At 72.5% G+C, this 22,478-nt stretch carries 18 protein-coding genes and 1 pseudogene; 9 read left to right on the top strand and 10 right to left on the bottom strand.

The genetic code is table 11. The annotated features are described in order from the left end of the window. Positions 1–32: 32 nt before the first annotated feature. Positions 33–2,546, bottom strand: coding sequence for a DEAD/DEAH box helicase (locus AC3EUJ_RS20700; RefSeq protein WP_431963439.1), 2,514 nt, complete (start codon positions 2,544–2,546; stop codon positions 33–35). A gap of 134 nt (positions 2,547–2,680) precedes the next feature. Here AC3EUJ_RS20700 and AC3EUJ_RS20695 point away from each other — a divergent pair, with 134 nt between their 5' ends. Continuing rightward, entirely contained in the window at positions 2,681–3,472 is a 792-nt protein-coding gene (locus tag AC3EUJ_RS20695; protein ID WP_431963437.1) for a metal-dependent hydrolase, read from the top strand. Between the two features lie 73 nt (positions 3,473–3,545). On the opposite strand, the gene AC3EUJ_RS20690 is transcribed toward AC3EUJ_RS20695, so the two are convergent. Continuing rightward, the gene (locus AC3EUJ_RS20690; RefSeq protein ID WP_431963435.1) at positions 3,546–5,327 is read right to left on the bottom strand and encodes an ABC transporter ATP-binding protein; all 1,782 of its coding nucleotides are present in this window, start codon (positions 5,325–5,327) and stop codon (positions 3,546–3,548) included. Further along, the gene (locus AC3EUJ_RS20685) at positions 5,324–7,126 is read right to left on the bottom strand and encodes an ABC transporter transmembrane domain-containing protein (RefSeq protein WP_431963433.1); all 1,803 of its coding nucleotides are present in this window, start codon (positions 7,124–7,126) and stop codon (positions 5,324–5,326) included. The genes AC3EUJ_RS20690 and AC3EUJ_RS20685 overlap by 4 nt, the downstream gene beginning before the upstream one ends. Before the next feature lie 175 nt (positions 7,127–7,301). On the opposite strand from AC3EUJ_RS20685, the gene AC3EUJ_RS20680 reads away from it, so the two are divergent. Both AC3EUJ_RS20680 and AC3EUJ_RS20675 read left to right on the top strand, forming a co-directional pair. Continuing rightward, on the top strand, positions 7,302–8,030 hold the full coding sequence (locus AC3EUJ_RS20680; protein WP_431963431.1) for a L,D-transpeptidase family protein: 729 nt from the start codon (positions 7,302–7,304) through the stop codon (positions 8,028–8,030). A 232-nt stretch (positions 8,031–8,262) separates the two neighbouring features. After that, entirely contained in the window at positions 8,263–9,966 is a 1,704-nt protein-coding gene (locus tag AC3EUJ_RS20675) for a carbohydrate-binding module family 20 domain-containing protein (RefSeq protein WP_431963429.1), read from the top strand. 66 nt (positions 9,967–10,032) lie between these two features. Here the strand turns inward: AC3EUJ_RS20675 and AC3EUJ_RS20670 are convergent, their stop codons facing one another. Further along, entirely contained in the window at positions 10,033–10,500 is a 468-nt protein-coding gene (locus AC3EUJ_RS20670; protein WP_431963427.1) for a MarR family winged helix-turn-helix transcriptional regulator, read from the bottom strand. Positions 10,501–10,595: 95 nt separating this feature from the next. Here AC3EUJ_RS20670 and AC3EUJ_RS20665 point away from each other — a divergent pair, with 95 nt between their 5' ends. From AC3EUJ_RS20665 to AC3EUJ_RS20650, 4 genes and pseudogenes are all read left to right on the top strand, one after another. Continuing rightward, complete coding sequence (locus AC3EUJ_RS20665; RefSeq protein ID WP_431963484.1) at positions 10,596–12,401, top strand: ABC transporter ATP-binding protein; 1,806 nt, start codon at positions 10,596–10,598, stop codon at positions 12,399–12,401. A gap of 9 nt (positions 12,402–12,410) precedes the next feature. Beyond that, positions 12,411–13,022, top strand: a complete 612-nt coding sequence (locus tag AC3EUJ_RS20660) for a hypothetical protein (RefSeq protein WP_431963425.1) — start codon at positions 12,411–12,413, stop codon at positions 13,020–13,022. 136 nt (positions 13,023–13,158) lie between these two features. Beyond that, positions 13,159–13,478, top strand: a pseudogene (locus AC3EUJ_RS20655) (DoxX family protein). 69 nt (positions 13,479–13,547) lie between these two features. After that, entirely contained in the window at positions 13,548–15,203 is a 1,656-nt protein-coding gene (locus tag AC3EUJ_RS20650) for a bifunctional 3'-5' exonuclease/DNA polymerase (RefSeq protein WP_431963423.1), read from the top strand. 11 nt (positions 15,204–15,214) lie between these two features. On the opposite strand, the gene AC3EUJ_RS20645 is transcribed toward AC3EUJ_RS20650, so the two are convergent. The 3 genes from AC3EUJ_RS20645 to AC3EUJ_RS20635 are packed head-to-tail and all read right to left on the bottom strand — an operon-like array spanning position 15,215 to position 18,149. Continuing rightward, a complete protein-coding gene (locus tag AC3EUJ_RS20645; RefSeq protein ID WP_431963421.1) occupies positions 15,215–15,865 on the bottom strand; it encodes a LutC/YkgG family protein in 651 nt (216 codons plus the stop codon). After that, positions 15,862–17,388, bottom strand: coding sequence for a lactate utilization protein B (locus tag AC3EUJ_RS20640; RefSeq protein ID WP_431963419.1), 1,527 nt, complete (start codon positions 17,386–17,388; stop codon positions 15,862–15,864). The genes AC3EUJ_RS20645 and AC3EUJ_RS20640 overlap by 4 nt, the downstream gene beginning before the upstream one ends. Then, the gene (locus AC3EUJ_RS20635; RefSeq protein WP_431963417.1) at positions 17,385–18,149 is read right to left on the bottom strand and encodes a (Fe-S)-binding protein; all 765 of its coding nucleotides are present in this window, start codon (positions 18,147–18,149) and stop codon (positions 17,385–17,387) included. The genes AC3EUJ_RS20640 and AC3EUJ_RS20635 overlap by 4 nt, the downstream gene beginning before the upstream one ends. Before the next feature lie 186 nt (positions 18,150–18,335). Here AC3EUJ_RS20635 and AC3EUJ_RS20630 point away from each other — a divergent pair, with 186 nt between their 5' ends. Together AC3EUJ_RS20630 and AC3EUJ_RS20625 are read left to right on the top strand one after the other, a co-directional pair. After that, positions 18,336–18,656 (top strand): L-rhamnose mutarotase, encoded by a 321-nt coding sequence (locus AC3EUJ_RS20630; RefSeq protein ID WP_431963415.1) that lies wholly within the window; start codon positions 18,336–18,338, stop codon positions 18,654–18,656. A gap of 178 nt (positions 18,657–18,834) precedes the next feature. Beyond that, complete coding sequence (locus AC3EUJ_RS20625; protein WP_431963482.1) at positions 18,835–19,860, top strand: LacI family DNA-binding transcriptional regulator; 1,026 nt, start codon at positions 18,835–18,837, stop codon at positions 19,858–19,860. Between the two features lie 363 nt (positions 19,861–20,223). On the opposite strand, the gene AC3EUJ_RS20620 is transcribed toward AC3EUJ_RS20625, so the two are convergent. The 3 genes from AC3EUJ_RS20620 to AC3EUJ_RS20610 are packed head-to-tail and all read right to left on the bottom strand — an operon-like array spanning position 20,224 to position 22,464. After that, positions 20,224–21,336 (bottom strand): NAD(P)-binding domain-containing protein, encoded by a 1,113-nt coding sequence (locus AC3EUJ_RS20620; protein ID WP_431963480.1) that lies wholly within the window; start codon positions 21,334–21,336, stop codon positions 20,224–20,226. Positions 21,337–21,356: 20 nt separating this feature from the next. Next, positions 21,357–21,812, bottom strand: a complete 456-nt coding sequence (locus AC3EUJ_RS20615) for a hypothetical protein (protein WP_431963413.1) — start codon at positions 21,810–21,812, stop codon at positions 21,357–21,359. A gap of 40 nt (positions 21,813–21,852) precedes the next feature. Further along, on the bottom strand, positions 21,853–22,464 hold the full coding sequence (locus AC3EUJ_RS20610) for an ATP-binding cassette domain-containing protein (RefSeq protein WP_431963411.1): 612 nt from the start codon (positions 22,462–22,464) through the stop codon (positions 21,853–21,855). Positions 22,465–22,478: the final 14 nt, after the last annotated feature.

The raw sequence follows: 22,478 nt of genomic DNA, 5'->3' as shown, positions 1-22,478 counted from the left end.
GCGCTCCTTCGTGCGGGGCGTGGTTGTCGCCGTCACAGCGCGCCCACGGACGTCACCTTGACCACCGCGCGGCCCTCCTCGTCGGAGGCGGCGAGGTCGATGTCGGCGGAGATGCCCCAGTCGTGGTCGCCTTCGGGGTCCGCGAAGGTCTGGCGGACCTTCCACAGCCCCTCCGCGGGGCGCTCCTCGATCTGCAGCAGCTTCGGGCCGCGCGCGTCGGGGCCGGTGCCCAGGTCCTCGTACTCGTCCCAGTAGGCATCCATGGCCTCGGACCAGGCATCCGCGTCCCAGCCGGAGCCGGCGTCCATCTCGCCGAGTTCGCCGAACCGATCCAGCGCGGCGAGCTCCACCCGGCGGAACATGGCGTTGCGCACCAGGACCCGGAAGGCACGGGCGTTGGCCGTGACCGGCTTGACCTGGTCGGCCCGCTCCTGCGCCTCCTCGGCCGTCATCTCCTCGGGGTTGGCGAGCTGCTCCCACTCGTCCAGCAGGCTGGAGTCGACCTGGCGGACCAGCTCGCCGAGCCAGGCGATGAGGTCCTGCAGGTCCTCGGACTTCAGGTCGTCGGGGACGGTGTGCTCCAGCGCCTTGTACGCGCCCGCCAGGTAGCGCAGCACGATGCCCTCGGTCCTGGCCAGTTCGTAGTGCGAGACGAACTCGGAGAAGGTCATCGCCCGTTCGTACATGTCGCGTACGACCGCCTTGGGCGACAGCGGGTGGTCGCCGACCCACGGGTGGCTCTTGCGGTAGACGCCGTAGGCATGCGACAGCACCTCCTCCAGCGGCTTGGGGTAGGAGACGTCCTGGAGCCGCTCCATCCGCTCCTCGTACTCCACTCCGTCGGCCTTCATCGCCGCGACGGCCTCACCGCGCGCCTTGTTCTCCTGGGCGGCGAGAATCTGCCGGGGGTCGTCGAGCGTCGACTCGATCACCGACAGCATGTCCAGCGCGTAGGAGGGGGACTCCGGGTCCAGCAGCTCGAACGCGGCCAGCGCGAAGGTGGACAGCGGCTGGTTGAGCGCGAAGTCCTGCTGCAGGTCCACCGTCAGCCGGACGATGCGCCCCTCCTCGTCGGGCTCGTCCAGCCGCTCCACGACCCCACCCGCCAGCAGCGAACGGTAGATGGCGATGGCCCGCCGGATGTGCCGCAGCTGGGATCTGCGGTCCTCATGGTTGTCCTCCAGCAGCCGCCGCATCGCGTCGAAGGCGTTGCCGGGGCGGGCGATGACCGACAGCAGCATCGCGTGGGTGACCCGGAACCGGGAGGTGAGCGGTTCGGGGTCGGAGGCGATGAGCTTCTCGAAGGTGTTCTCCGTCCACGCCACGAAGCCCTCGGGCGCCTTCTTGCGCACCACCTTGCGGCGCTTCTTGGGGTCGTCGCCGGCCTTCGCGAGGGCCTTCTCGTTCTCGATCACGTGCTCCGGCGCCTGGGCCACCACGAAGCCGGAGGTGTCGAACCCGGCGCGTCCGGCGCGACCCGCGATCTGGTGGAACTCACGCGAGCGCAGCACGCGCACGCGATTGCCGTCGTACTTGGTGAGGGCGGTGAAGAGCACGGTCCGGATCGGCACGTTGACGCCGACGCCGAGGGTGTCCGTGCCGCAGATGACCTTCAGCAGTCCCGCCTGCGCCAGCTTCTCCACCAGGCGCCGGTACTTGGGCAGCATGCCGGCGTGGTGCACCCCGATGCCGTGCCGGACGAAGCGCGACAGGTTGCGGCCGAACGTCGTGGTGAAGCGGAAGTTGCCGATGAGCTCCGCGATGGCGTCCTTCTCGGCGCGCGTGCACATGTTGATGCTCATCAGCGCCTGCGCTCGTTCCACGGCGGCAGCCTGCGTGAAGTGCACGATGTAGACGGGGGCCTGGCGGGTCTCCAGCAGCTCGGTCAGCGTCTCGGTGAGCGGGGTGAGCCGGTACTCGTACGACAGTGGCACCGGCCGCGTCGCCGAGCGCACGACGGCCGTGGGCCGGCCGGTGCGGCGGGTGAGGTCCTTCTCGAAGCGCGTGACGTCGCCGAGCGTCGCCGACATCAGCAGGAACTGCGCCTGCGGCAGCTCCAGCAGCGGGATCTGCCAGGCCCAGCCGCGGTCGGGCTCGGCGTAGAAGTGGAACTCGTCCATGACGACCTGGCCGATGTCGGCGTCCTTGCCGTCCCGGAGCGCTATCGACGCCAGCACCTCGGCCGTGCAGCAGATGACGGGTGCGTCCGGGTTGACGGAGGCGTCGCCGGTGAGCATGCCGACGTTCTCGGTGCCGAAGAGCTTGCACAGGTCGAAGAACTTCTCCGACACCAGCGCCTTGATCGGCGCGGTGTAGAAGGTGACCTCGTCCCGGGCCAGCGCCGCGAAGTGCGCACCGGCCGCGACGAGGCTCTTCCCCGAGCCGGTGGGGGTCGACAGGATGACGTTCGCCCCCGACACCACCTCGATCAGCGCCTCTTCCTGGGCGGGGTAGAGGGTGATGCCCCGGCCCTCCGCCCAGGACGAGAAGGCCTCGAAGAGGGTGTCGGGGTCGGGCTCGGCAGGCAGCTGATCGATGAGGGTCACACCACCATCTTGCCTGTCCCAGGGACCAGGGGATGAACCGGCGGTACGGAGGAAGATCGACCGGCGGTATGGTGTGCCGTCGATTATGCGTCAACTCCGCTTTCGGGGCGGGGTGAAAGGGCGGGGCACACACCATGATGGGACCGGCACATTCCCTCTCCGGAGCGGCGGCGTGGCTGTCGGTGGGAGCAGTCTCCGCGGGACTCGGTCATCCGATGCCGTGGCCGACCATCGTGGTCGGGGCGCTGATCTGCGCCGGCGCGGCTCTCGCCCCCGACCTGGACCACAAGGCGGCGACGATCTCGCGGGCCTTCGGCCCCATATCGCGCGGGCTGTGCGAGATCATCGACAAGCTCTCCTACGCCACCTACAAGAAGACCCGGAAGCCCGGCGACCCCGTGCGCCAGGGCGGACACCGCACCCTCACCCACACCTGGCTGTGGGCGGTCCTGATGGGTGCCGCCGCCTCCGGCCTGGCCCTGGCGGGCGGCCGGTGGGCGGTACTCGTCATCCTCTTCGTGCACGCGGTACTGGCCGTCGAGGGGCTGCTGTGGCGGCAGGCCCGGGTCTCCAGCGACATCCTGGTCTGGCTGCTCGGGGCGACCAGCGCATGGGTGCTTGCGGACGCCCTGGACAGCACCGAGAGCGGCAAGGCCTGGCTGTTCACCGATCCCGGCCAGCACTACCTGTGGATCGGCATCCCCATCGTGCTGGGCTCCATCGTGCACTGCATCGGCGACGCCCTGACCGTGTCCGGCTGCCCGGTGCTGTGGCCCATCCCGATCGGGCGCAGGCGCTGGTACCCGCTCGGGACGCCGAAGTTCATGCGCTTCCGCGCCGGTAGCAAGGTCGAGGTCAAGGTGCTGACGCCGGTCTTCTTCGTGATCGGCGGCGTGGGCGCGGCCGGGGCCCTGTTCTTCGGCTGAGAGCCCCTGCCACGCCGCACTGCCATGCCACGCCGCAGCGCCATGCCGTGACGCGGCGCCGTGCCGGTCCGCACTATCCGTGCCAGGACCGCCACAGCGCCGCGTACGCGCCGTCGGCTTCCACCAGCTGGTGATGGCTGCCCAGCTCGCTGATACGGCCGTCCTCGACCACGGCGATCAGGTCCGCGTCGTGCGCGGTGTGCAGCCGGTGCGCGATGGCCACCACGGTCCTGCCGTCGAGCACACGGGCCAGCGACCGCTCCAGGTGGCGCGCCGCGCGGGGGTCCAGCAGCGAGGTGGCCTCGTCCAGCACCAGGGTGTGCGGGTCGGCGAGGACCAGTCGTGCCAGGGCCACCTGCTGCGCCTGGGCCGGGGTCAGGGCCGTACCTCCCGAGCCGACCTCGGTGTCCAGGCCGTCGTCGAGCGCCCGTGCCCAGTTGTCGGCGTCGACCGCGGTGAGCGCCGCCCACAACTCGTCGTCACCGGCTCCCGCGCGGGCCAGCAGCAGGTTGTCCCGGAGCGTACCGACGAAGACGTGGTGCTCCTGGTTGACCAGGGCCACGTGCTCACGGACCCGTTCCGCGGGCATCCGGGCCAGCTGGGCGCCGCCCAGGGTGATCTCACCGGCCCGCGGGCTGTAGATCCCGGCCAGCAGCCGCCCCAGCGTCGACTTGCCCGCCCCGGAGGGGCCGACCAGGGCCAGCCGGGTACCCGGGCGGACCCGCAGGCTCACCCCGTGCAGCACGTCGCTACCGGTGCGGTAGCCGAAGCGCACCTGATCGGCGTGGACGTCGCGGCCGTCCGGCGCCACCCGCTCGTCCCCGGCGCCCTGGTCGACCTCCCGGACGCCGACCAGCCGGGCCAGCGACACCTGGGCCACCTGCAGCTCGTCGTACCAGCGCAGGATGAGGTTGATCGGGTCGACCAGCATCTGGGCGTACAGCGCGCCCGTCGTCAGCTCGCCCACCGACACCCGGCCGTGCAGCACCAGCGTCCCGCCGATCAGCAGTACCGACGCGAGGATGAGCATGTACGTCACATTGATCACCGGGAAGAGCACGCTGCGCAGCCACATCGTGTAGCGCTCCCACGCCACCCACTGGCGGATGCGGGTACGTGACAGCTCCTCGCGGCGGTCACCGAGCCGGTGCGCCTCGATGGTGCGCCCGGCGTCCACCGACTCCGCGAGGACCGCCGAGACGGCCGCGTAACCGGCCGCCTCCGAGCGGTACGCCCCCGGCGCGCGCCGGAAGTACCAGCGGCAGCCGGCGAGCAGCACCGGTACGGCCACCAGCACCGCCAGCGCCAGGGGCGGTGAGGTGACCGTCAGCGCGCCGAGCAGCAGCCCGCTCCACACCACGGCGATCGCCAGCTGAGGGACGGCCTCCCGCATGGCGTTGGACAGCCGGTCGATGTCGGTGGTGATGCGGGAGAGCAGGTCACCCGTGCCCGCCCGTTCCAGGACGCCCGGGGGCAGCCCCACGGACCGTACGAGGAAGTCCTCGCGCAGGTCCGCCAGCATCCGCTCGCCCAGGATCGCGCCGCGCAGCCGCACCTCCCGGACGAACACCGTCTGTACGGCGAGCGCGACGGCGAACAGCGCCATGGAGCGTCCGATGTGCTGGTCGCGGTGGCCCGCAGCCAAGTCCTCGACGAGCCCGCCCAGCAGATAGGGGCCGACCATCGAGGCGACGACGGCGACGGCGTTCACCGAGACGAGGATGGTGAACGCGCCGCGGTGCCGCCTGGCCAGCTCGCGGACGTAACCGCGCACCGTGGCGGCCGAGCCCACCGGCAGGGTCGTCACGTGCCGCGGCGCGGCCGGGTCGTACTCCGGCGGTTTCACGCCGATCATGCGGATTCCTCGGCTTTCTCGAATCGTGCGGATTCCCCGGGCTCCTGCTCGGTCTCGCGGGTGACCACGGCGCGGTAGCCGAGGTCGGCGCGGAGCAGTTCGCGGTGCGTGCCGGACGCGCGCACCACGCCGTCCTCTACGAACACGACCCGGTCCGCGAGGTCCAGCAGCAGCGGGCTGGAGGTGAGGACCACCGTTGTCCGGTCGGCACGCAGTGCCCTGAGGCCCTGGGCGATCCGGGCCTCGGTGTGCGTGTCGACGGCGCTGGTCGGCTCGTCCAGCACCAGGACCCCGGGGTCGGCGACGAGCGACCGGGCCAGCGCCAGCCGCTGCCGCTGGCCGCCCGACAGGGACCGCCCACGCTCGGTGATCCGGGACCGCATCGGGTCCCCGGAGTCGTCCACCGAGGCCTGGGCCAGCGCGTCGAGCACGTCGCCGCACTGCGCCGCCGCGAGGGCCTCGGCCGCGGTGACCCGGCCGGAGGCGGGTACGTCCAGCAGCCCGGTCAGCGTTCCGGACAGCAGCACCGGGTCCTTGTCCTGGACCAGCACGGCCGCGCGGGCCGCCGCCAGCGGCAGGTCGTCCAGCGCCGTCCCGCCGAGCAGCACCGAGGGGGCGTCCCCGGTCCCGGCCGGGGTGTGGCCGCCCAGCCGGTCGGCGAGCGCGCCCGCCGCGTCCGGGTCCCCGCACACCACGGCGGTCAGTCTCCCGGCCGGGGCGAGCAGGCCCGTCAGCGGGTCGTGGAGGTCGCCCTCCGGCAGCCGGTCCGGGTCCGCCGCGGGCCCGTCGTGGTCGCCCGCGGTGTCCCGCCGCAGTGCGAGCACCCGGGCGGCGCGCGTGGCGGACGGCCGCGAGAAGGAGTACGCCATCGCGATCTCCTCGAATCCCCGCAGGGGGAACAGCAGGAAGACCACCGTCCCGTAGACCGTGACCAGTTCGCCCACCGTGATCCGTCCGTCCAGCGCCAGGCGCGCGCCGTACCAGGTCACCGCGAGCAGCAGCAGCCCGGGCAGGGCCACTTGCACGGCGCTGATCAGCGCCCACATCCGCGCGTTGCGGACGGCGGCGCTGCGGACCTCCTGGGAGGCCCGCCGGTAGCGGGACAGGAACAGCTCCTCGCCGCCGATGCCGCGCAGCACGCGCAGCCCCGCCACGGTGTCGGAGGCGAGTTCCGTGGCCTTGCCCGCCTTGGCGCGCTGCTCGTCGGCGCGCCGCGTCGCGTGCGGCAGCAACGGCAGCACCGCCAGGGCCAGTACGGGCACGCCCGCGGCCACGATCAGCCCCAGCTCGGGCCGGTAGACCAGCAGGGCGACGGTGACGCCGACGGTCGCCAGCAGGGAGCAGGCGAAGCGGGCCAGCGCCTCGACGAACCAGCCGATCTTCTCGACGTCGCCGGTGCTCACCGCGACGACCTCGCCCGCCGCGACCCGCCGGGTGAGCAGCGAGCCCAGTTCGACGGTCTTGCGCGACAGCAGGAGCTGCACCCGGGCGGCCGCGGTGATCCAGTTGGTGACGGCGGTGCGGTGCAGCATGGTGTCGCCGACGGCGGTCACCATGCCCAGGGCGAGGATCAGGCCGCCCGCGAGCGCGAGGCGTCCACCGGAGCCGTCGACGACGGCCTGCACGGCGAGGCCGACGGCGGCCGGGAAGCAGGCCACCGCCGCCATGTGGAGGGTGCCCCACAGCGTGGCCTTGATCTGGGCACCGATCTGGCGTCGTTCCAGCCAGAGCAGGAATCGGAAGCCGGAGCGGGTGTCGGGGACACCCGGGTCGGCATGGGGGAGAGCGCGTAGCGACATGACGTCCCGACATGGATGCTGGGGGAGGGAGGAGACGTGCCAGCGTCGCGTCACCGGCGTGACGAATTCAACCCGTTTTTCCTGGACCGAGTGGAACGGGCCAGGGTCCGCGTCCGTCCTCGTCGAAGGGTGCGAAGATGGAACGCGACTGCCGGGAAGAGGGACGGTTCGAGTGATGCGCGGGGCGGGGGCGGGGGCGGGGGCGGTGGGCGTCGCGGCGGCGCTTGTGCTGCTCGCCGGCTGTGCCAGGGGCGTGGAAGAGCGCCAGGACGCGCCGGGGCGAGCCGTGAAGCAGTCGCCGCGCGCCACCCAGGCGGCTGCCACACGTGTGATACCGGGCGTCGGTCCCACGCTGCGGTCCCGCATCCCGGCAGGCTCCCGCCAGGTCGTCGCGGTGTACGGGGACGGTGCCGAATCGGCCGACTCGGCCATCGTGCTGTACACTCGGCAGGGCGACCTGTGGAAGCGCGAGCGCTCGTGGTCCGGGCACAACGGCAAGCGCGGCTGGACGACCGACCATCACGAGGGGGACAAGAAGAGTCCCGTGGGCGTCTTCACGCTGTCGGACGCGGGCGGCGTACTGGCCGAGCCGGGGTCACGGCTCCCGTACCACCGCTCCTCCGCCTTCGCCGCGCCGCGGTCGTGGTCCCGGTCGCACTGGCACGACTTCGACCTCGTCATCGCCATCGACTACAACCGGGTCAAGGGCACCTCCCCGCTCGATCCGACCCGCCCCCAGGGGCAGTCCAAGGGCGGCGGCATCTGGCTGCACATGGACCACGGCAGCGGCACGTCGGCCTGCGTCAGCCAGTCCAAGGCCGACATGGAGTATCTGCTGCGCACGCTCGACCCGGCGCTGCACCCGGTCGTGGTGATGGGGGACCGGGCCCACTTGGCGGCCTGACGCCCGCTCAGAATGCCCTGCCGCAAGGCCGGCAGGGCGGCTGCAAGATCGAAGCAGGTCCTTTCCGCAAGAAGTTGAAAGTTTTTCCACGCGATGTATTGACGCTACCCGGTGGTGGGGCCAGTCTCCTACCCGGAGTTCCCACGGGCGGGAATTCCGCCCCCACACTCGATGGCCCGGCGCGTGGCTGTCTTCGGGGCACCTTTGTGCCCGAACACGAAGGAGCCGCACCATGAGATCGCGTTTTCTGCGCGCGGGTCTGGCCGCCCTGCTCAGCACGGCAGGGCTCGTCGGCGTCTCGCAGCAGCCGGCCCAGGCAGCACCGCCCGGGAGCAAGGACGTCACCGCCACCCTCTTCGAGTGGAAGTTCGCCTCGGTCGCCAAGGAGTGCACCAACACCCTCGGCCCGGCCGGGTACGGCTACGTCGAGGTGTCGCCGCCCCAGGAGCACGTCCAGGGCGCGCAGTGGTGGACCTCCTACCAGCCCGTCAGCTACCGCATAGCGGGCCGGCTGGGCGATGGCACGGCCTTCAGGAACATGGTCGACACCTGTCACGCCGCCGGGGTGAAGGTCATCGCCGACGCCGTCGTCAACCACATGAGTGCCGGCTCGGGTACCGGTACCGGCGGCACGTCGTACAGCAAGTACAACTACCCGGGGTTCTACCAGGACCAGGACTTCCACTCCTGCCGGACGAACATTTCCGACTACGGCAACCGCGACAACGTCCAGAACTGCGAACTCGTCGGTCTCTCGGACCTGAACACCGGCAGCGACTACGTGCGCTCGACGATCGCGGCGTATCTGAACAACCTCATCTCACTGGGCGTCGACGGATTCCGTATCGACGCCGCCAAGCACATGGCGGCAGCGGACCTGGCCGCCATCAAGGCCAAGCTCAGCAACCCCTCCGTCTTCTGGGCGCAGGAGGTCATCTACGGCTCCGGGGAGGCCGTGCAGCCCGGCGAGTACACCGGCACCGGTGACGTCGACGCCTTCCAGGGCGCGTACGACCTCAAGCGGATCTTCAGCAACGAGAAGCTCGCCTACCTCAGCAACTGGGGCGCCTCCTGGGGTGCGGGCTACCTCCCGAGCGGCAGTTCGCGCACCTTCGTCGACAACTGGGACACCGAGCGCAACGGCTCGACCCTCAACTACAAGGCCGGCGCGACCTACACCCTGGCCAACGTCTACATGCTGGCCTGGCCCTACGGCTCGCCGAACGTCTACTCCGGCTACGAGTTCTCCGACAACGACGCCGGCCCGCCGAACGGCGGCACCGTCAACGCCTGCTACAGCGACGGCTGGAAGTGCCAGCACGCCTGGCCGCAGATCGCGGGCATGGTGGGCTTCCGCAACGCGGTGGCCGGCACCGCGGTGACCAACTGGTGGTCCAACGGGAACAACGCCATCGCCTTCGGGCGCGGCAGCAAGGGCTACGTTGCGATCAACCACGAGAGCGGCCCGCTGACGCGGACCTTCACCACCTCGCTGCCCGCCGGCACCTATTGTGACGTGCAGCACAGCGGCGCCACCTACACCGTCGGTTCGGACGGCGGGTTCACCGCCACCATCGGCGCCAATGACGCGGTGGCGCTCTACGCCGGAGCCCCCTGCGGCGCCGGCGGCGGCACGACCCCCGCGAGCGGTGCGTCCTTCTCGGTCAACGCCACCACGGTGTGGGGCCAGAACGTCTACGTCGTCGGCAACAACGCCGCGCTCGGCAACTGGAACACCGGCAACGCCCTCCCGTTGTCCTCGGCGGCCTACCCGGTGTGGAAGCTCGACGTCTCCATGGGCGCGGGCACGTCCTTCGAGTACAAGTACATCAAGAAGGACGGCAGTGGGAACGTCACCTGGGAGTCCGGCGCCAACCGCACGGCGACCGTCCCCGCGAGCGGCAAGGTGACGCTGAGCGACACCTGGCGCACCTGACGCGCCGGCGTGCCTGAGGGGTCCTGGCGCGTCAGGGCGCGCCCGGCCCCTCGGTCCTCCGGCCCCTCAGCAGCGCCCCGGCGCGGTGTCCAGGACGGCGAGCAACTCCGTCAGGGCATCGCGCTGGTCCGCGTCCAGGGGGGAGAGCAGTTCCTCGGCCGCCGCCCGGCGGGCGCGGCGCAGCCGCCGTACGGCCTCGTCGCCCTCCTCGGTGAGCTCGATGCGCACCACCCTGCGGTTCGCCGGGTCGGGCACCCTGCGGACCAGCCCCCGCTGCTCCAGGGCGTCGGTCAGGCTTGTCACCGCGCGCGGCACGACATCCAGCCGTTCGGCGAGGTCGGCCATGCGGGGGGCGGTCCCGTGCTTGAGGACGTGCGCGACCGTGCGCAGCATGCGTGCCTGGGCCGGTGTGACGCCCACCGGCTCCAGGTGGCGCCGCTGTGTGCGGTGCAGCCGACGGGTCAGCCACAGCAACTGGTCGGCGAGGCGCCCGGTGGTCTCGTCGGCGTCCGCGGCGGAGGTGCGGGATTCCATGGTCAGAGGGTATCAGGATGCAATTCACTGTGAGTATAGGTAACAATGAACTACACTCTCATCGTCCAGCCATGCCCGGACCTTTCGGAGGCCCTTTGCACCCCGATGAAACCCCGCGGTGGACCCCGCCGCCCAAGGATCCCACCCGTCCCACCGACGTACGCCGCGTCCTGCGGCTCTTCCGTCCTTACCGCGCTCGCCTCACCCTCGTGGGGCTCCTCGTCGGCGCCGCCTCGCTCGTCTCGGTCGCCTCGCCCTTCATGCTGCGCGAGATCCTCGACACCGCGATCCCGCAGGGCCGCACCGGGCTGTTGAGCCTGCTCGCCCTCGGCATGATCGCCACCGCCGTCCTCAACAGCGTGTTCGGCGTCCTGCAGACCCTGATCTCCACCACGGTCGGCCAGCGCGTCATGCACGACCTGCGCACCGCCGTCTACGAGCGGCTGCAACGCATGTCGCTCGCCTTCTTCACCCGGACCCGCACCGGAGAGGTGCAGTCCCGCATAGCCAACGACATCGGCGGCATGCAGGCCACCGTCACCTCCACCGCGACCTCGCTGGTCTCCAACCTCACCAGCGTCGTGGCCACCGTCGTCGCCATGATCGCCCTGGACTGGCGGCTGACCATCGCCTCCTTGCTGCTGCTCCCGGTCTTCGTGTGGATCAGCCGCCGGGTCGGCACCGAACGCAAGAAGATCACTACCCAGCGCCAGAAGCAGATGGCGGCGATGTCCGCCATCGTCACCGAGTCGCTGTCGGTCAGCGGCATCCTCCTCGGCCGCACCATGGGACGCGCCGACTCCCTCACCCGCTCCTTCGCCGAGGAGTCCGACCGGCTGGTCGACCTCGAGGTGCGCTCCAACATGGCCGGACGCTGGCGCATGTCCACCATCGGCGTGGTCATGGCCGCGATGCCCGCGCTCATCTACTGGGTCGCCGGAATCGCCGTCCACGGAGCGGGCGGCACCGTGTCCATCGGCACGCTCGTGGCCTTCGTCTCGCTTCAGCAGGGCCTGTTCCGGCCCACCGTCAGCCTGCTGTCGACCGGCGTCCAGGTGCAGACCTCACTCGCGCTCTTCCAGCGCATCTTCGAGTACCTCGACCTGCCCGTCGACATCACCGAGAAGGACGACCCGATACGCATCCCGTGCGTCCGCGGCGACATCCGCTTCGAGAACGTCGGCTTCTCCTACGACCCCGCCTCGCCGGGGCGCACCCTCGACGGCATCGACCTGGCGGTCCCGGCCGGCGGCAGCCTCGCCGTCGTCGGCGCCACCGGCTCCGGCAAGAGCACCCTGAGCTACCTCGTGCCCCGGCTGTACGACGTCACCGAAGGGCGCGTCACGCTCGACGGCGTCGACGTGCGGGACCTCGCCTTCGACACGCTCGCCGCGTCGGTCGGCGTCGTCTCCCAGGAGACATACCTCTTCCACGCCTCGGTCGCCGAGAACCTGCGCTTCGCAAAGCCCGACGCCACCGACGAGGAGGTCGTCGCCGCCGCCCGCGCCGCGCAGATCCACGACCACATCGCGGGCCTGCCCGACGGCTACGACACCGTCGTCGGCGAACGCGGCTACCGTTTCTCCGGAGGTGAGAAGCAGCGCCTGGCCATCGCTCGGACGATCCTGCGCGACCCCGCGGTCCTCATCCTCGACGAGGCCACCAGCGCGCTGGACACCCGTACCGAACACGCCGTCCAGGACGCCATCGACGCCCTCTCGGCGGGCCGCACGACCATCACCATCGCCCATCGGCTGTCCACCGTCCGCGACGCCGACCAGATCGTCGTCCTCGACCACGGCCGGATCGTCGAACGCGGCAGCCACGACGAACTGCTCGCCCTGGACGGCCGCTACGCCGCCCTGATCCGCCGTGACGCCCAACTCGTCCATACGGCATGATCCTCGGCCATGGGACCCATCGCGGGGGCGGAACTCCCCGGCTACCGGCAGATCGAGACGGACGCCTGGACCAATGACCACGGCGACCTCGTCAGCCTGCACTGGTTCGACGTGCCGCCGGACATACCCGCGCCCCTGGATGACCTGCCGCGCCTGCGGCACGCCCTGGCCCACTACACGGCCGGGGCGGGCGGCGGCCTCATCGAGGCCGACGTCCTGCACCTGGGAACGGTGCCCACGCTGCGGCAGGTCATCAAGGTCCCCCTGCCCGACCGCCCCACCGGCCAGGCGTTCCTGGGCAGCTACACCCTGCCCCGCGCCTCGTGCAGCGCCGTCGTGAAGGTGCAGGCTTTGGAGCAGGGCACGACCGGCGCCCGGGAGGCGCAGGTGCTCATCGAACTCGGCCCCGAGCGCTACTTCATGCCCCACCCGTACGCCTCCGACCTGAGGCAGGGCCTGCCCTTCCACTGGGGTGATGCCCCCCACTACGACGTGCACTTCCCGGAACACCCCCTCACCCGGGTCCGGGACGCGCTCGCCCAACTCGCCGTCTCGCTCCACGTCGCCCCGGACTTCGCGGCCCTGCCGCCCTTCACCGGACCAGCCGGCACCGCCCCGTAGACCCCGGTGAGCCGGCGAGCTCACCCCGGCCCGGCCGATCAGCGACGGGCCGGGCCACCGGCGCCGACGTGAGCGGCGCCGCGGAGGCCGCGGAGTCCTCAGGAGGTACCCGACGGCCGCGTCCGACCGTTCCGCCCTGCTGCCGGCCGGACTCCTCGCCGCGGGCACCGCCCACTTCGTGATGCCGCGGCCCTTCGGCGCGATCGTCCCGCACGCCCCTGCCCGGCGAGCCGCATTCGGACCTACGTCAGCGGCGCCGTGGACCTGGTGCTTGCCGCGGGCATGGCGCTGCCGCGTACCCGCCGGGCGAACCCCCTGCCGACGGCGGGCCTCCCCACCGCCGTACGCCCCGCAAACGTGAAGGGGGCCCGGGACCGGCGGTGGCGGCCCGTGCTCCTGCGGAACGCCGCCTGCGCCCGGCTGCCGCTCCGGGCGCGGCTGGTGCTGTGGGCCTGAAGGTGAGCTGCGGCAGGCCCCCTGACCGGCCCGCAGGACGTTGTCGGTGCCTCGTTCTACTCTCGAACGGTGACCTCGCCCAGGACCCTGTCCGTCGCCGTCGTCGCCGATTCCCTGGGGACCGGCGGGCGGCTGCAGGTGCTGCGCGAGGACGGCACCGCGGACGGTCCCCCGCAGACCGTCGGCGACCTCGCGGCGGCCGTCGCCGATCGCGAGGCCCGGCAGGCGCCGCGCTGGGTGTGGGCGGCGACCGACGAGATCTACCCGCCGCTGCTGGAACGGCTGCCGGCACGTCCGGCCCGGTGCCACGACCTCAAGCTCGTCGAATCCCTGCTGCTCGGTGCGGAGGAGCGCTGGGGCCTGCCCCGTTCGCTCGGCGCCGCCTGGGCCCGGCTGCGCGGTCTCCCGGTGCCGGACGACGCGCGCGAGGGCGGCCCCGACGATCAGCCGGTGCTCTTCGCCGCCGACCGCCACCACCTGCCGCCGGGCACCGACCCGCTGGAGGCCGTGGTCGCCGTCCACGCCGACCAGCAGCGCCGGATCGCCCTGTCCGAACACCCCGACCGGCTGCGCCTGCTGTGCGCCGCCGAGTCCGCCGGCGCCCTGGCCGCCGCCGAGATGAGCTGGGACGGCCTGCCCTGGAGCGCCGCCGCCCACGACGCGGTGCTCACCGGTCTGCTGGGCCCCCGTCCGGCGGGCGGTGTCCGCCCCAAGGTGCTGTCCGAGCTCGCAACCGGCATCCAGGAAGCGCTGGGCCGCCCGGTCAACCCCGACTCCCCCGTCCAGTTGCTGCCCGCCTTCGAGCGCGTGGGCGTGCGGATCAGCTCGACCCGTTCCCATGTGCTGCGCGAGGTCGAGCACCCGGCCGCCGCGCTGCTGCTGCGCTACAAGGAGCTCTCCCGCATCCACAGCGCCCACGGCTGGGCCTGGCGTGAACAGTGGGCGCCCACCGGCCGGTTCCACCCGGAGTACGTCGTCGGCGGTGTCGTCTCCGGCCGCTGGGCCACCCGCGGCGGCGGCGCCCTGCAGATCCCCCGGCAGCTCCGCGCCGCCGTGGTCGCCGACCCCGGGCACCGGCTGGTGGTCGCCGACGCGGGCCAGCTGGAACCCCGCGTCCTGGCCGCCCTCTCCGGCGATCCCGGGCTGGCGGCGGCCGCCGCCGAGGGCGACTTGTACGCCGCCCTCGCGCGCACGGCCTTCGGCGGTGACCGCGCGCGGGCCAAACTGGGCCTGCTGGGCGCGATGTACGGCCAGACCAGCGGTGAGGTGGGGCCGCTGCTCGAGGTGCTGCGCCGCCGTTTCCCGGACGCCATGCGCCTGGTGGAGTCCGCCGCCCGCACCGGGGAGGGCGGCGGCGTCGTCCGGTCCCACCTCGGGCGTACGTCACCGGCCCCGTCCGCCGACCCTCAGGAGCTCACCGACACCCAGGCCCGCGCCTGGGGCCGCTTCACCCGCAACTTCGTCATCCAGGCCACGGCCGCCGAATGGGCGCTGGCCGTGCTGGCCTCCCTGCGCCGCCGCCTGACCGCGCTGGACGCACGGGCCCGCCTGGTGTTCTTCCTGCACGACGAGGTCATCGTGCACACGCCCCAGGAGCTGGCCCCCGCCGTGGAGCGCGCCGTCGCGGAGTCCGCGGAGGAGGCCCGGCGCCTGCTCTTCGGCCCGACGCCGGTGCCCTTCCCGCTGCAGACCCACGTGGTCGAGTGCTACGCGGACGCCAAATGAGCGCCCCGCGGTCAGTCCGTCACGAGCACGACCTCCAGCGTGCGTGGCCCGTGCACGCCCTCCACCCGGTCCAGCTCGATGTCGCTGGTGGCCGAGGGCCCGGAGATCCACGTCAACGGCCGGACGGGGTCGAGCCGTTCCAGCGCCTGCGGCACCGAGTCCACGAGCTGCTCCGGAACGCGCACGACGACGACATGATGGTCCGGGACGAGCGTGATCCTGCGCCGCCCCTGGTCGGGTCCGGCGTCCAGCACGATGGTCCCGGTCTCCGCGATCGCCACCGCGCAGCCGGTGACGACGCTGTCGAAGGCGTCCAGATCGCGCGCCGTCAGCTCGGCGGAGTCGGCCATTCGTTCCACGTTCCGCACCGCCGACAGCCACTGCTCCGGCAGGCCGGGCGGGACGACGATGCGGCGGGCGCCCCGCGCGGCCAGCAGCCCCGCGAGGCGGCCGGGCAGCTCTTCGCCGGTGGCGCGGTGGACGATCGCCCGGTAGTCGGCGAGGTTCTCGGCCAGCAGGTCGGCGGTTTGCGCCGGGTCCCGCCGCCCATGGACGCGCAGATAATCGCGGTCCACCGCGCCGCGCGCCGGTGCCGCCTGGTGCGGCGCGCCGGCGAGGGCGCGGCGGATCCGCCCCAGGATCTGGTCACGGCTGCCGCTCACTTGGTGCCCTCCCTGCTCTCGGTGCCGGTGCCGGTGCCGGCGCCCGCGGCGCCCGCGGCGCCCGGTCCCCGGGTGCGCCGCCACCAGTCACGGAAGGACTCCGCCGGCACCGACGGGACGTCCCGGGTGTCGGTCCACGCCTTCCCGGGCCCTGGCAGCCGCCTCGGGTGGAACCTGCGGGTCCGCGACGCCAGGCGCTGGCCGGCGCGCAACGCCCCGGGGTGGTCCAGCGTCCAGCGCGCCGCGCGCATGGCCGCCCGCTCCGCCGCGTGGCCCTTGGCGGGCCTGAGCGTCACCTTGTTGCCCGCCCGGGTCACCTCGCCGCCCTGCACCACGCGTTCGCGCAGGTGGACGAGGACCTCCGGGATGTCGATGGCGACCGGGCACACCTCGTAGCAGGCGCCGCAGAGGGACGAGGCGTACGGGAGCGAGGCGTCGAGCGCGGTGTCCGTGCCCCGGAGCTGCGGGGTGAGGATGGCGCCGATCGGCCCCGGGTAGGCGGAGCCATAGGCGTGCCCTCCCGCCCGCTCGTAGACGGGGCAGACGTTGAGGCAGGCCGAGCAGCGGATGCAGCGCAGGGCCTGCCGGCCCACCTCGTCGGCGAGGGTGTCGGTGCGGCCGTTGTCCACCAGGACGAGGTGAAAGGTGCGCGGCCCGTCCTCGTCGGTGGTCCCGGTCCAGGTGCTCGTGTACGGGTTCATCCGCTCGGCCGTGGAGGAGCGCGGCAGGAGCTGTAGGAACACCTCGAGGTCCTGCCAGCTCGGCAGCACCTTCTCGATGCCGACCACCGAGATCAGGGTCTCGGGCAGCGTCAGGCACATGCGGCCGTTGCCCTCGGACTCCACCACGACCAGGGTGCCGGTCTCGGCGATCATGAAGTTGGCGCCCGAGATGCCGACCTTGGCGCGCAGGAACTTCTCCCGCAGGTGGAGCCGTGCGGCCTCGGCCAGTTCGGCGGGGGAGTCCGACAGCCCCTCGGGCGCGGGACGGCCCCAGCGGCCCATGGCGCCGGTGAAGATGTCGCGGATCTCGGAGCGGTTGCGGTGAATCGCGGGCACGAGGATGTGGCTCGGCAGGTCGTCGCCGAGCTGCACGATCAGCTCGGCCAGGTCCGTCTCGTAGGCGGAGATCCCGGCCTTGGCGAGCGCCTCGTTGAGGCCGATCTCCTGGGTCGCCATGGACTTGACCTTGACGACCTCGGTCTCACCGGTGGCGCGCACCAGGTCCGCCACCACGCGGTTGGCCTCGTCCGCGTCGGCTGCCCAGTGGACGGTGCCGCCCGCGGCGGTGACCGCCTCCTCCAGGCGCACCAGGTAGTGGTCGAGATGGCGCAGCACGTCGTCCTTGATCTGCTTGCCCGCCGCGCGCAGTTGCTGCCAGTCGTCGAGTTCGGCGACGGCGCGGGCCCGCTTGTCCCGGATGGTGTGGGTGGCGTGCCGCAGGTTGCCGCGCAGCGTCGTGTTGCGCACGGCCTCGCCGGCGGCGACGTGAAAGGCGGGCATGCCCAGGTAGGTGCCGCTCATCGGATGCCTCCGTAGGGCTGCTCCTCGGTCGACGCGAGGATCTCGGCGAGGTGGACCGGCCGCACCTCGGCGCCGAGCCGGGCGAGAGTGCCGCCGATGTGCATCAGGCAGGAGTTGTCCACCGTGCACACGGCGCGCGCGCCGGTGGAGGTGATGTTGCGGGCCTTGTCCGCGCCCATCGCCGCGGACACGGCCGCGTTCTTGACCGCGAAGGTGCCGCCGAAGCCGCAGCACTCCTCGGCGCCGGGCAGCTCGACCAGCTCCAGCCCCTTCACATGTCTGAGCAGCTCCTGCGGGCGCCGGCCCAGCCCCAGCATCCGCAGGCCATGACAGGTCGGATGATAGGTGACGGGGTAGGGGAAGTAGGCGCCGACGTCCGTCACCTTGAGCACGTCGGTGAGGAACGCGGTCAGCTCGTAGGTGCGCGGCACGACGGACGCGGCGGCGGCGGCGAGGGCCTCGCCCCGCCCCTCAGCGCGGGCGCGGTCGCCGATGCGGGGGTAGTTGTCGCGCACCATCGCGGCGCATGAACCGGACGGGGTGACGATGTAGTCGTAGCCCTCGAAGGCCTTGGTGTATCGCTTGACCAGGGGCTCCGTCTCGTGCCGGTAGCCTGTGTTGAACTGCGGCTGGCCACAGCAGGTCTGCGCGGCGGGGAAGTGCACGGTCACCCCCAGCCGCTCCAGCAGGGTCACGACGGCCTTCCCCGTCTCGGGGTACAGCGTGTCGTTCACGCAAGTGACGAACAGTGCTACGCGCATGCGGCCTCCTCACGTTCGGCACGGCCACCCGTGGGCTCATACTGCCGTATGTGCCCCACACCATGGGGCAGAGATCGGATGTCTGCACGTCGCAGAGCGTGCCATTGACGAGCCATGTCGGGGTGTCCTAACGTCCCTGCCATTGATTGAAACCTTTCATATCAGACCGAGAGGCCAGGGTTGACCGTGCAGCGCGTCTGTTTCCTGTTGAAGGTCCGGAAGGACCGGCTCGCCGAGTACCGCGAGCGCCACGCCGCCGTCTGGCCCGAGATGCTGGACGCCCTCTCCGCAACCGGCTGGCACAACTACTCCCTCTTCCTCCGCGAGGACGGCCTGCTCGTCGGCTACCTGGAGACCGAGGACTTCGCGGCGGCGCAGGAGGCCATGGCGGCGACCGACGTCAACGCCCGCTGGCAGGCGGAGGTGGCGGACTTCTTCGAGGCGCTGGACGGGGCCCGGCCCGACGAGGCCATGCGGCCGCTCACGGAGGTCTTCCACCTGGCGTGACGGCGCGGCCCACGCCCGCGCGGACGATCCGCCCCGCCCCGCAGGCCACCGTTCCGCGCCACCGCCGCCGTTCGGCCGGCCGGACACAGTGGGCGCCGACGCCGTCACCTATGCGTAGCATGAACCCGCGGCCTGTGGCGGGCCGGCGGCAGGAGGTAGGGCGGAGCTCGTGACACGCATGGTGGGGATCAAGGATGTCGCCCGGCAGGCGGGCGTTTCGGTCGGCACGGTGTCGAACGTGATCAACCGGCCCGACATGGTCTCCGAGGACACGCGTGCCCGCGTGCTGTCGGTCATCGAACAACTCGGCTACGTGCGCAGTGAGTCCGCACGGCAGTTGAGGGCGGGCCGCAGCAGGATCATCGCGCTGCTCGTGCTCGACATGGCCAACCCCTTCTTCGTGGACGTCGCCTCGGGCGCCGAGCGGGCCGCCCGCGAGACCGGGCTCGGCGTGATGCTCTGCAACAGTGGCGAGAGCCCCTCGGAGGAGGCCGACTACCTGGGGCTGTTCGCCGAACAGCGGGTGCGCGGCGTCCTGGTGACGCCCGCGGACACCAGCGGCCGCAACATCGCCTCCTTCCGGCGGCACGGCATCCCCTTCGTCTTCGTGGACCGCGTCGTGCCGAGCGCCGAGGCCTGCTCGGTGTCCGTGGACGACATCGAGGGCGGCCGCCTCGCGGTCGACCACCTCATCGAGCGCGGCCACGAACGCATCGTCTACGTCAGCGGTCCGATGCACCTCGCCCAGTGCCAGGACCGGCGCACCGGCGCCCTGGACGCGCTCGCCGCCGCGGGGCTCCCCGCCGAGTCCCTGGCGCACATCGAGACGGAGCGGCTCGACGTCCCCTCAGGACGCGACGCCGGGGCCCGCCTGCTGGGGATGGCCAACCGTCCGACGGCCGTCTTCTGCGCCAACGACCTGCTCGCGCTGGGCGTGCTGCAGGCGCTGTACGCGGCGGGCATCGCGGTGCCCGAGGAGATCGCACTGGTCGGTTACGACGACATCGAGTTCGCGGCGGCGGCCGCGGTGCCGCTGACGTCCGTGCGGCAGCCCGCGTACCGGATGGGCCGGGCGGCGGCCGACCTGCTCATCGAGGAGACCGGGGACGCGGCCGAGGAGCACGAGCACCGGCGCATCGTCTTCCAGCCCGAACTCGTCGTCCGTGCCTCCACCCTCGGCAAGAGTGGCCGCGCCGCCCGTTGAGCCCTGCGGTGCCCGCCGGGCCGTGCCAGGCCGTGGCCGTCCGTGCCCCGGCCGTAAGCCGGTCCGGTCCGCCCGTACCGCCCACCTTCCGCCGAGCCGAGGGCGCGCGTGGCGGTGCGCCCGGTGCCGTCGGATCTCGGCACCTGTTTTCGGTCCCGGACCGGGTGGGCAGGGCGGCCCACCGCTGCTGAGGCATCCCCGGGCACGTCACTCCCGCCGGGGTGCCACCTGGTGCCGTCGTGGGGTACCTGCCGTCGTGGGGCACCGCCCGTCGCGCGCCGCAGGGGTCCGGGCGTCCGGCACGGCCGTACCGAGGAGCCCCTCCTTGACGCGGGTCGGTGCCCCTGCCGGGCGGCGGCGCCGTCAGCCGGCCGCGGTCACCGGCTCCGGCGCCCGGGGATCGTCCAGGGCGCGGTCCCGGTCCCGCAAGTAGGCGCGGATCTCGCGGACGGCGCTGCGGCCGGCCCGGTTGGCGCCGATCGTGCTCGCGGAGGGGCCGTAGCCGATGAGGTGGACCCGGGGGTCAGCGGCGACCCGGGTGAGTCCCTCCAGCCGGATGCCGCCGCCGGACCCGCGCAGGTGCAGCGGGGCGAGGTGGTCGAGGGCCGCGCGGAAACCGGTGGCCCACAGGATGACTTCGGCGGTGACGTGGCGGCCGTCCGCCCAGGTCACGCCGTCCGGGGTGATCCGGTCGAACATGGGGAGGCGTTCGAGGATGCCGCGCTCATGGGCGCGTTCCATCGCCTCGGTCATGGGCAGCCCCGTCACGCTGACGACGCTCTGGGGCGGCAGGCCCTGCTTGACGCGCTCCTCGACCAGCGCGACCGCCGCCCTGCCCTGCTCCTCGCCGAAGGGGCCGGTGCGATAGACGGGAGGCCGCCGGGTGACCCAGGTCGTCGCGGCCGCGCCACCCGGCTCGTGGAGCTCCAACAGCAGCTGGACGGCCGAAGTGCCGCCGCCGACCACGATCACGTGCTTCCCGGCGAACTCCTCGCGCCCGCGGTACCCCGCCGTGTGCAGCTGGCGGCCGCGGAAGGTCTCCTGACCCGGGTAGCGGGGCACGAAGGGCCGGTCCCAGGTCCCGGTGGCGTTGAGCAGTGCGCGGGCCGCCCATGTGCCGGCGTCGGACTCGACGAGCAGGCGCCCGCCCGGGCCCTCGCGGACCGTGGAGACGCCGACCGGGCGGTGCACCCGCAGGTCGAAGGTGCGCTCGTAGCGGCCGAAGTACTCGGCGACGACCTCGGCGGACGGCCGGCCGGGGTCGGCGCCCTCCAGCTCCATGCCGGGCAGCGAGTGCACCCCGTGCGCCCTGCCGTAGGTCAGCGTCGGCCAGCGGAACTGCCAGGCGCCGCCGGGGCCGGGGGAGTGGTCCAGGACGACGAAGTCCTCGTCGGGCCGCATCCCGGCCCGTCGCAGGAAGTACGCACCGGAGAGCCCGGCCTGCCCGGCACCGATGACGGCGACGTCCACATCCACATGGTTCACGCTTCCACTAACTACGCGCCTTCGTGGAAGCTTCCCGCGGCCACCTCGCGCCGCAGCCGGGCCACCCGCGCGGCGGCCTCCTCAAGGCGGGACAGCGGCAGGTCGCCGTCGGCGACCGCGCGGGTGGCCGCGGTGCGGATGGCCTCCCGGACGCCCGTGCCGCAGCCGGGCCCGAGCTGGAGCAGGTCCACGCCCGAGAGCCAGGCCAGGACGGCTGCCCCCGGTACGCCCCAGCCCTCCACGACCTCGTCGGTATCGAGCGGTTCGCTGATCACGACCGCGCCGTCGCCCAACTCGTCCCGCAGCAGCTCCGTGACCGCGGGCCCGCTGAGCGCGGCGGGCACGTCGATGGTGACCGCCCCGGCCCGCTCCAGGCCGCGCCGGAGCCATTCCGGCGGTCTGCGGGTCTGACCGGCGGGCAGCAGGCAGACGTCGACCAGCGCGGCGACGCGGTGCGGTGCGTACACGGGGGGTCCCCCTCTGGCGCTCGGGCGGGCGCTGCCGACCCTATCCCGAGGGACGGCAAGTGGTCCAGACCAATCGAGGGCCGGCCGCCCGGATCAGGACAGCCGCCCCTGTCGTGCGGCCCCGTTCAGCGGCCTCCGGACCGCAGCAGCGGCGCCCCGCCCCGTCCGGCGCGGACGCCGGCCGGCCGGCGACGAGGCGCTGCGCCTTGATGCGGGTCAGGGCGTCCAGCGCGCCGAACGGCTCGTCGAGCAGCAGCAGATCGGGCTCGTGGACCAGCACCCTGGCGAGCGAGGCACGCTGGGTCTCACCGCCCGACAGCGTCTTCGGCCAGGCACCGGACCGCTGCCGCAGTCCGACCTCGTCCAACGCGGCCTCGCCGGCGCCCGATCCGGCCGCCCCCGCAGTCCGAGCAGGACGTCGGGCCACACCCGCTTCCACGGCATCAGCCGTGGTGCCTGGAAGTCGACCGCACGCCTCGGGAACCAGCACGGTGACCTCGATCTCCCGGTCGAGCCCGGCCAGGACACGCAGCGGCGTGCTCTTGCCGCAGCCGCTGCGGCCGAGCAGCGCGGTGAACTCGCCCGGCCGCAAGGTGAGGCCGAGGCCGTCGATGACGGGACGGCCGCTGAAGGAGCGGGTCAGCCCGGTCACGCGCACGGCCGCTG

This window comes from Actinacidiphila sp. bgisy160 (assembly GCF_057707815.1).
This window is presented reverse-complemented; position numbering and strand designations above follow the sequence as displayed.

Bases quoted from the DNA above. Each gene is read 5' to 3' on its own strand.
- AC3EUJ_RS20670 (WP_431963427.1), bottom strand. From the start codon at position 10,500: ATGGAATCCCGCACCTCCGCCGCGGACGCCGACGAGACCACCGGGCGC.
- AC3EUJ_RS20640 (WP_431963419.1), bottom strand. From the start codon at position 17,388: ATGAGCGGCACCTACCTGGGCATGCCCGCCTTTCACGTCGCCGCCGGC.
- AC3EUJ_RS20675 (WP_431963429.1), top strand. From the start codon at position 8,263: ATGAGATCGCGTTTTCTGCGCGCGGGTCTGGCCGCCCTGCTCAGCACG.
- AC3EUJ_RS20690 (WP_431963435.1), bottom strand. From the start codon at position 5,327: ATGATCGGCGTGAAACCGCCGGAGTACGACCCGGCCGCGCCGCGGCAC.
- AC3EUJ_RS20695 (WP_431963437.1), top strand. From the start codon at position 2,681: ATGATGGGACCGGCACATTCCCTCTCCGGAGCGGCGGCGTGGCTGTCG.
- AC3EUJ_RS20685 (WP_431963433.1), bottom strand. From the start codon at position 7,126: ATGTCGCTACGCGCTCTCCCCCATGCCGACCCGGGTGTCCCCGACACC.
- AC3EUJ_RS20625 (WP_431963482.1), top strand. From the start codon at position 18,835: ATGGTGGGGATCAAGGATGTCGCCCGGCAGGCGGGCGTTTCGGTCGGC.
- AC3EUJ_RS20635 (WP_431963417.1), bottom strand. From the start codon at position 18,149: ATGCGCGTAGCACTGTTCGTCACTTGCGTGAACGACACGCTGTACCCC.
- AC3EUJ_RS20660 (WP_431963425.1), top strand. From the start codon at position 12,411: ATGGGACCCATCGCGGGGGCGGAACTCCCCGGCTACCGGCAGATCGAG.
- AC3EUJ_RS20680 (WP_431963431.1), top strand. From the start codon at position 7,302: ATGCGCGGGGCGGGGGCGGGGGCGGGGGCGGTGGGCGTCGCGGCGGCG.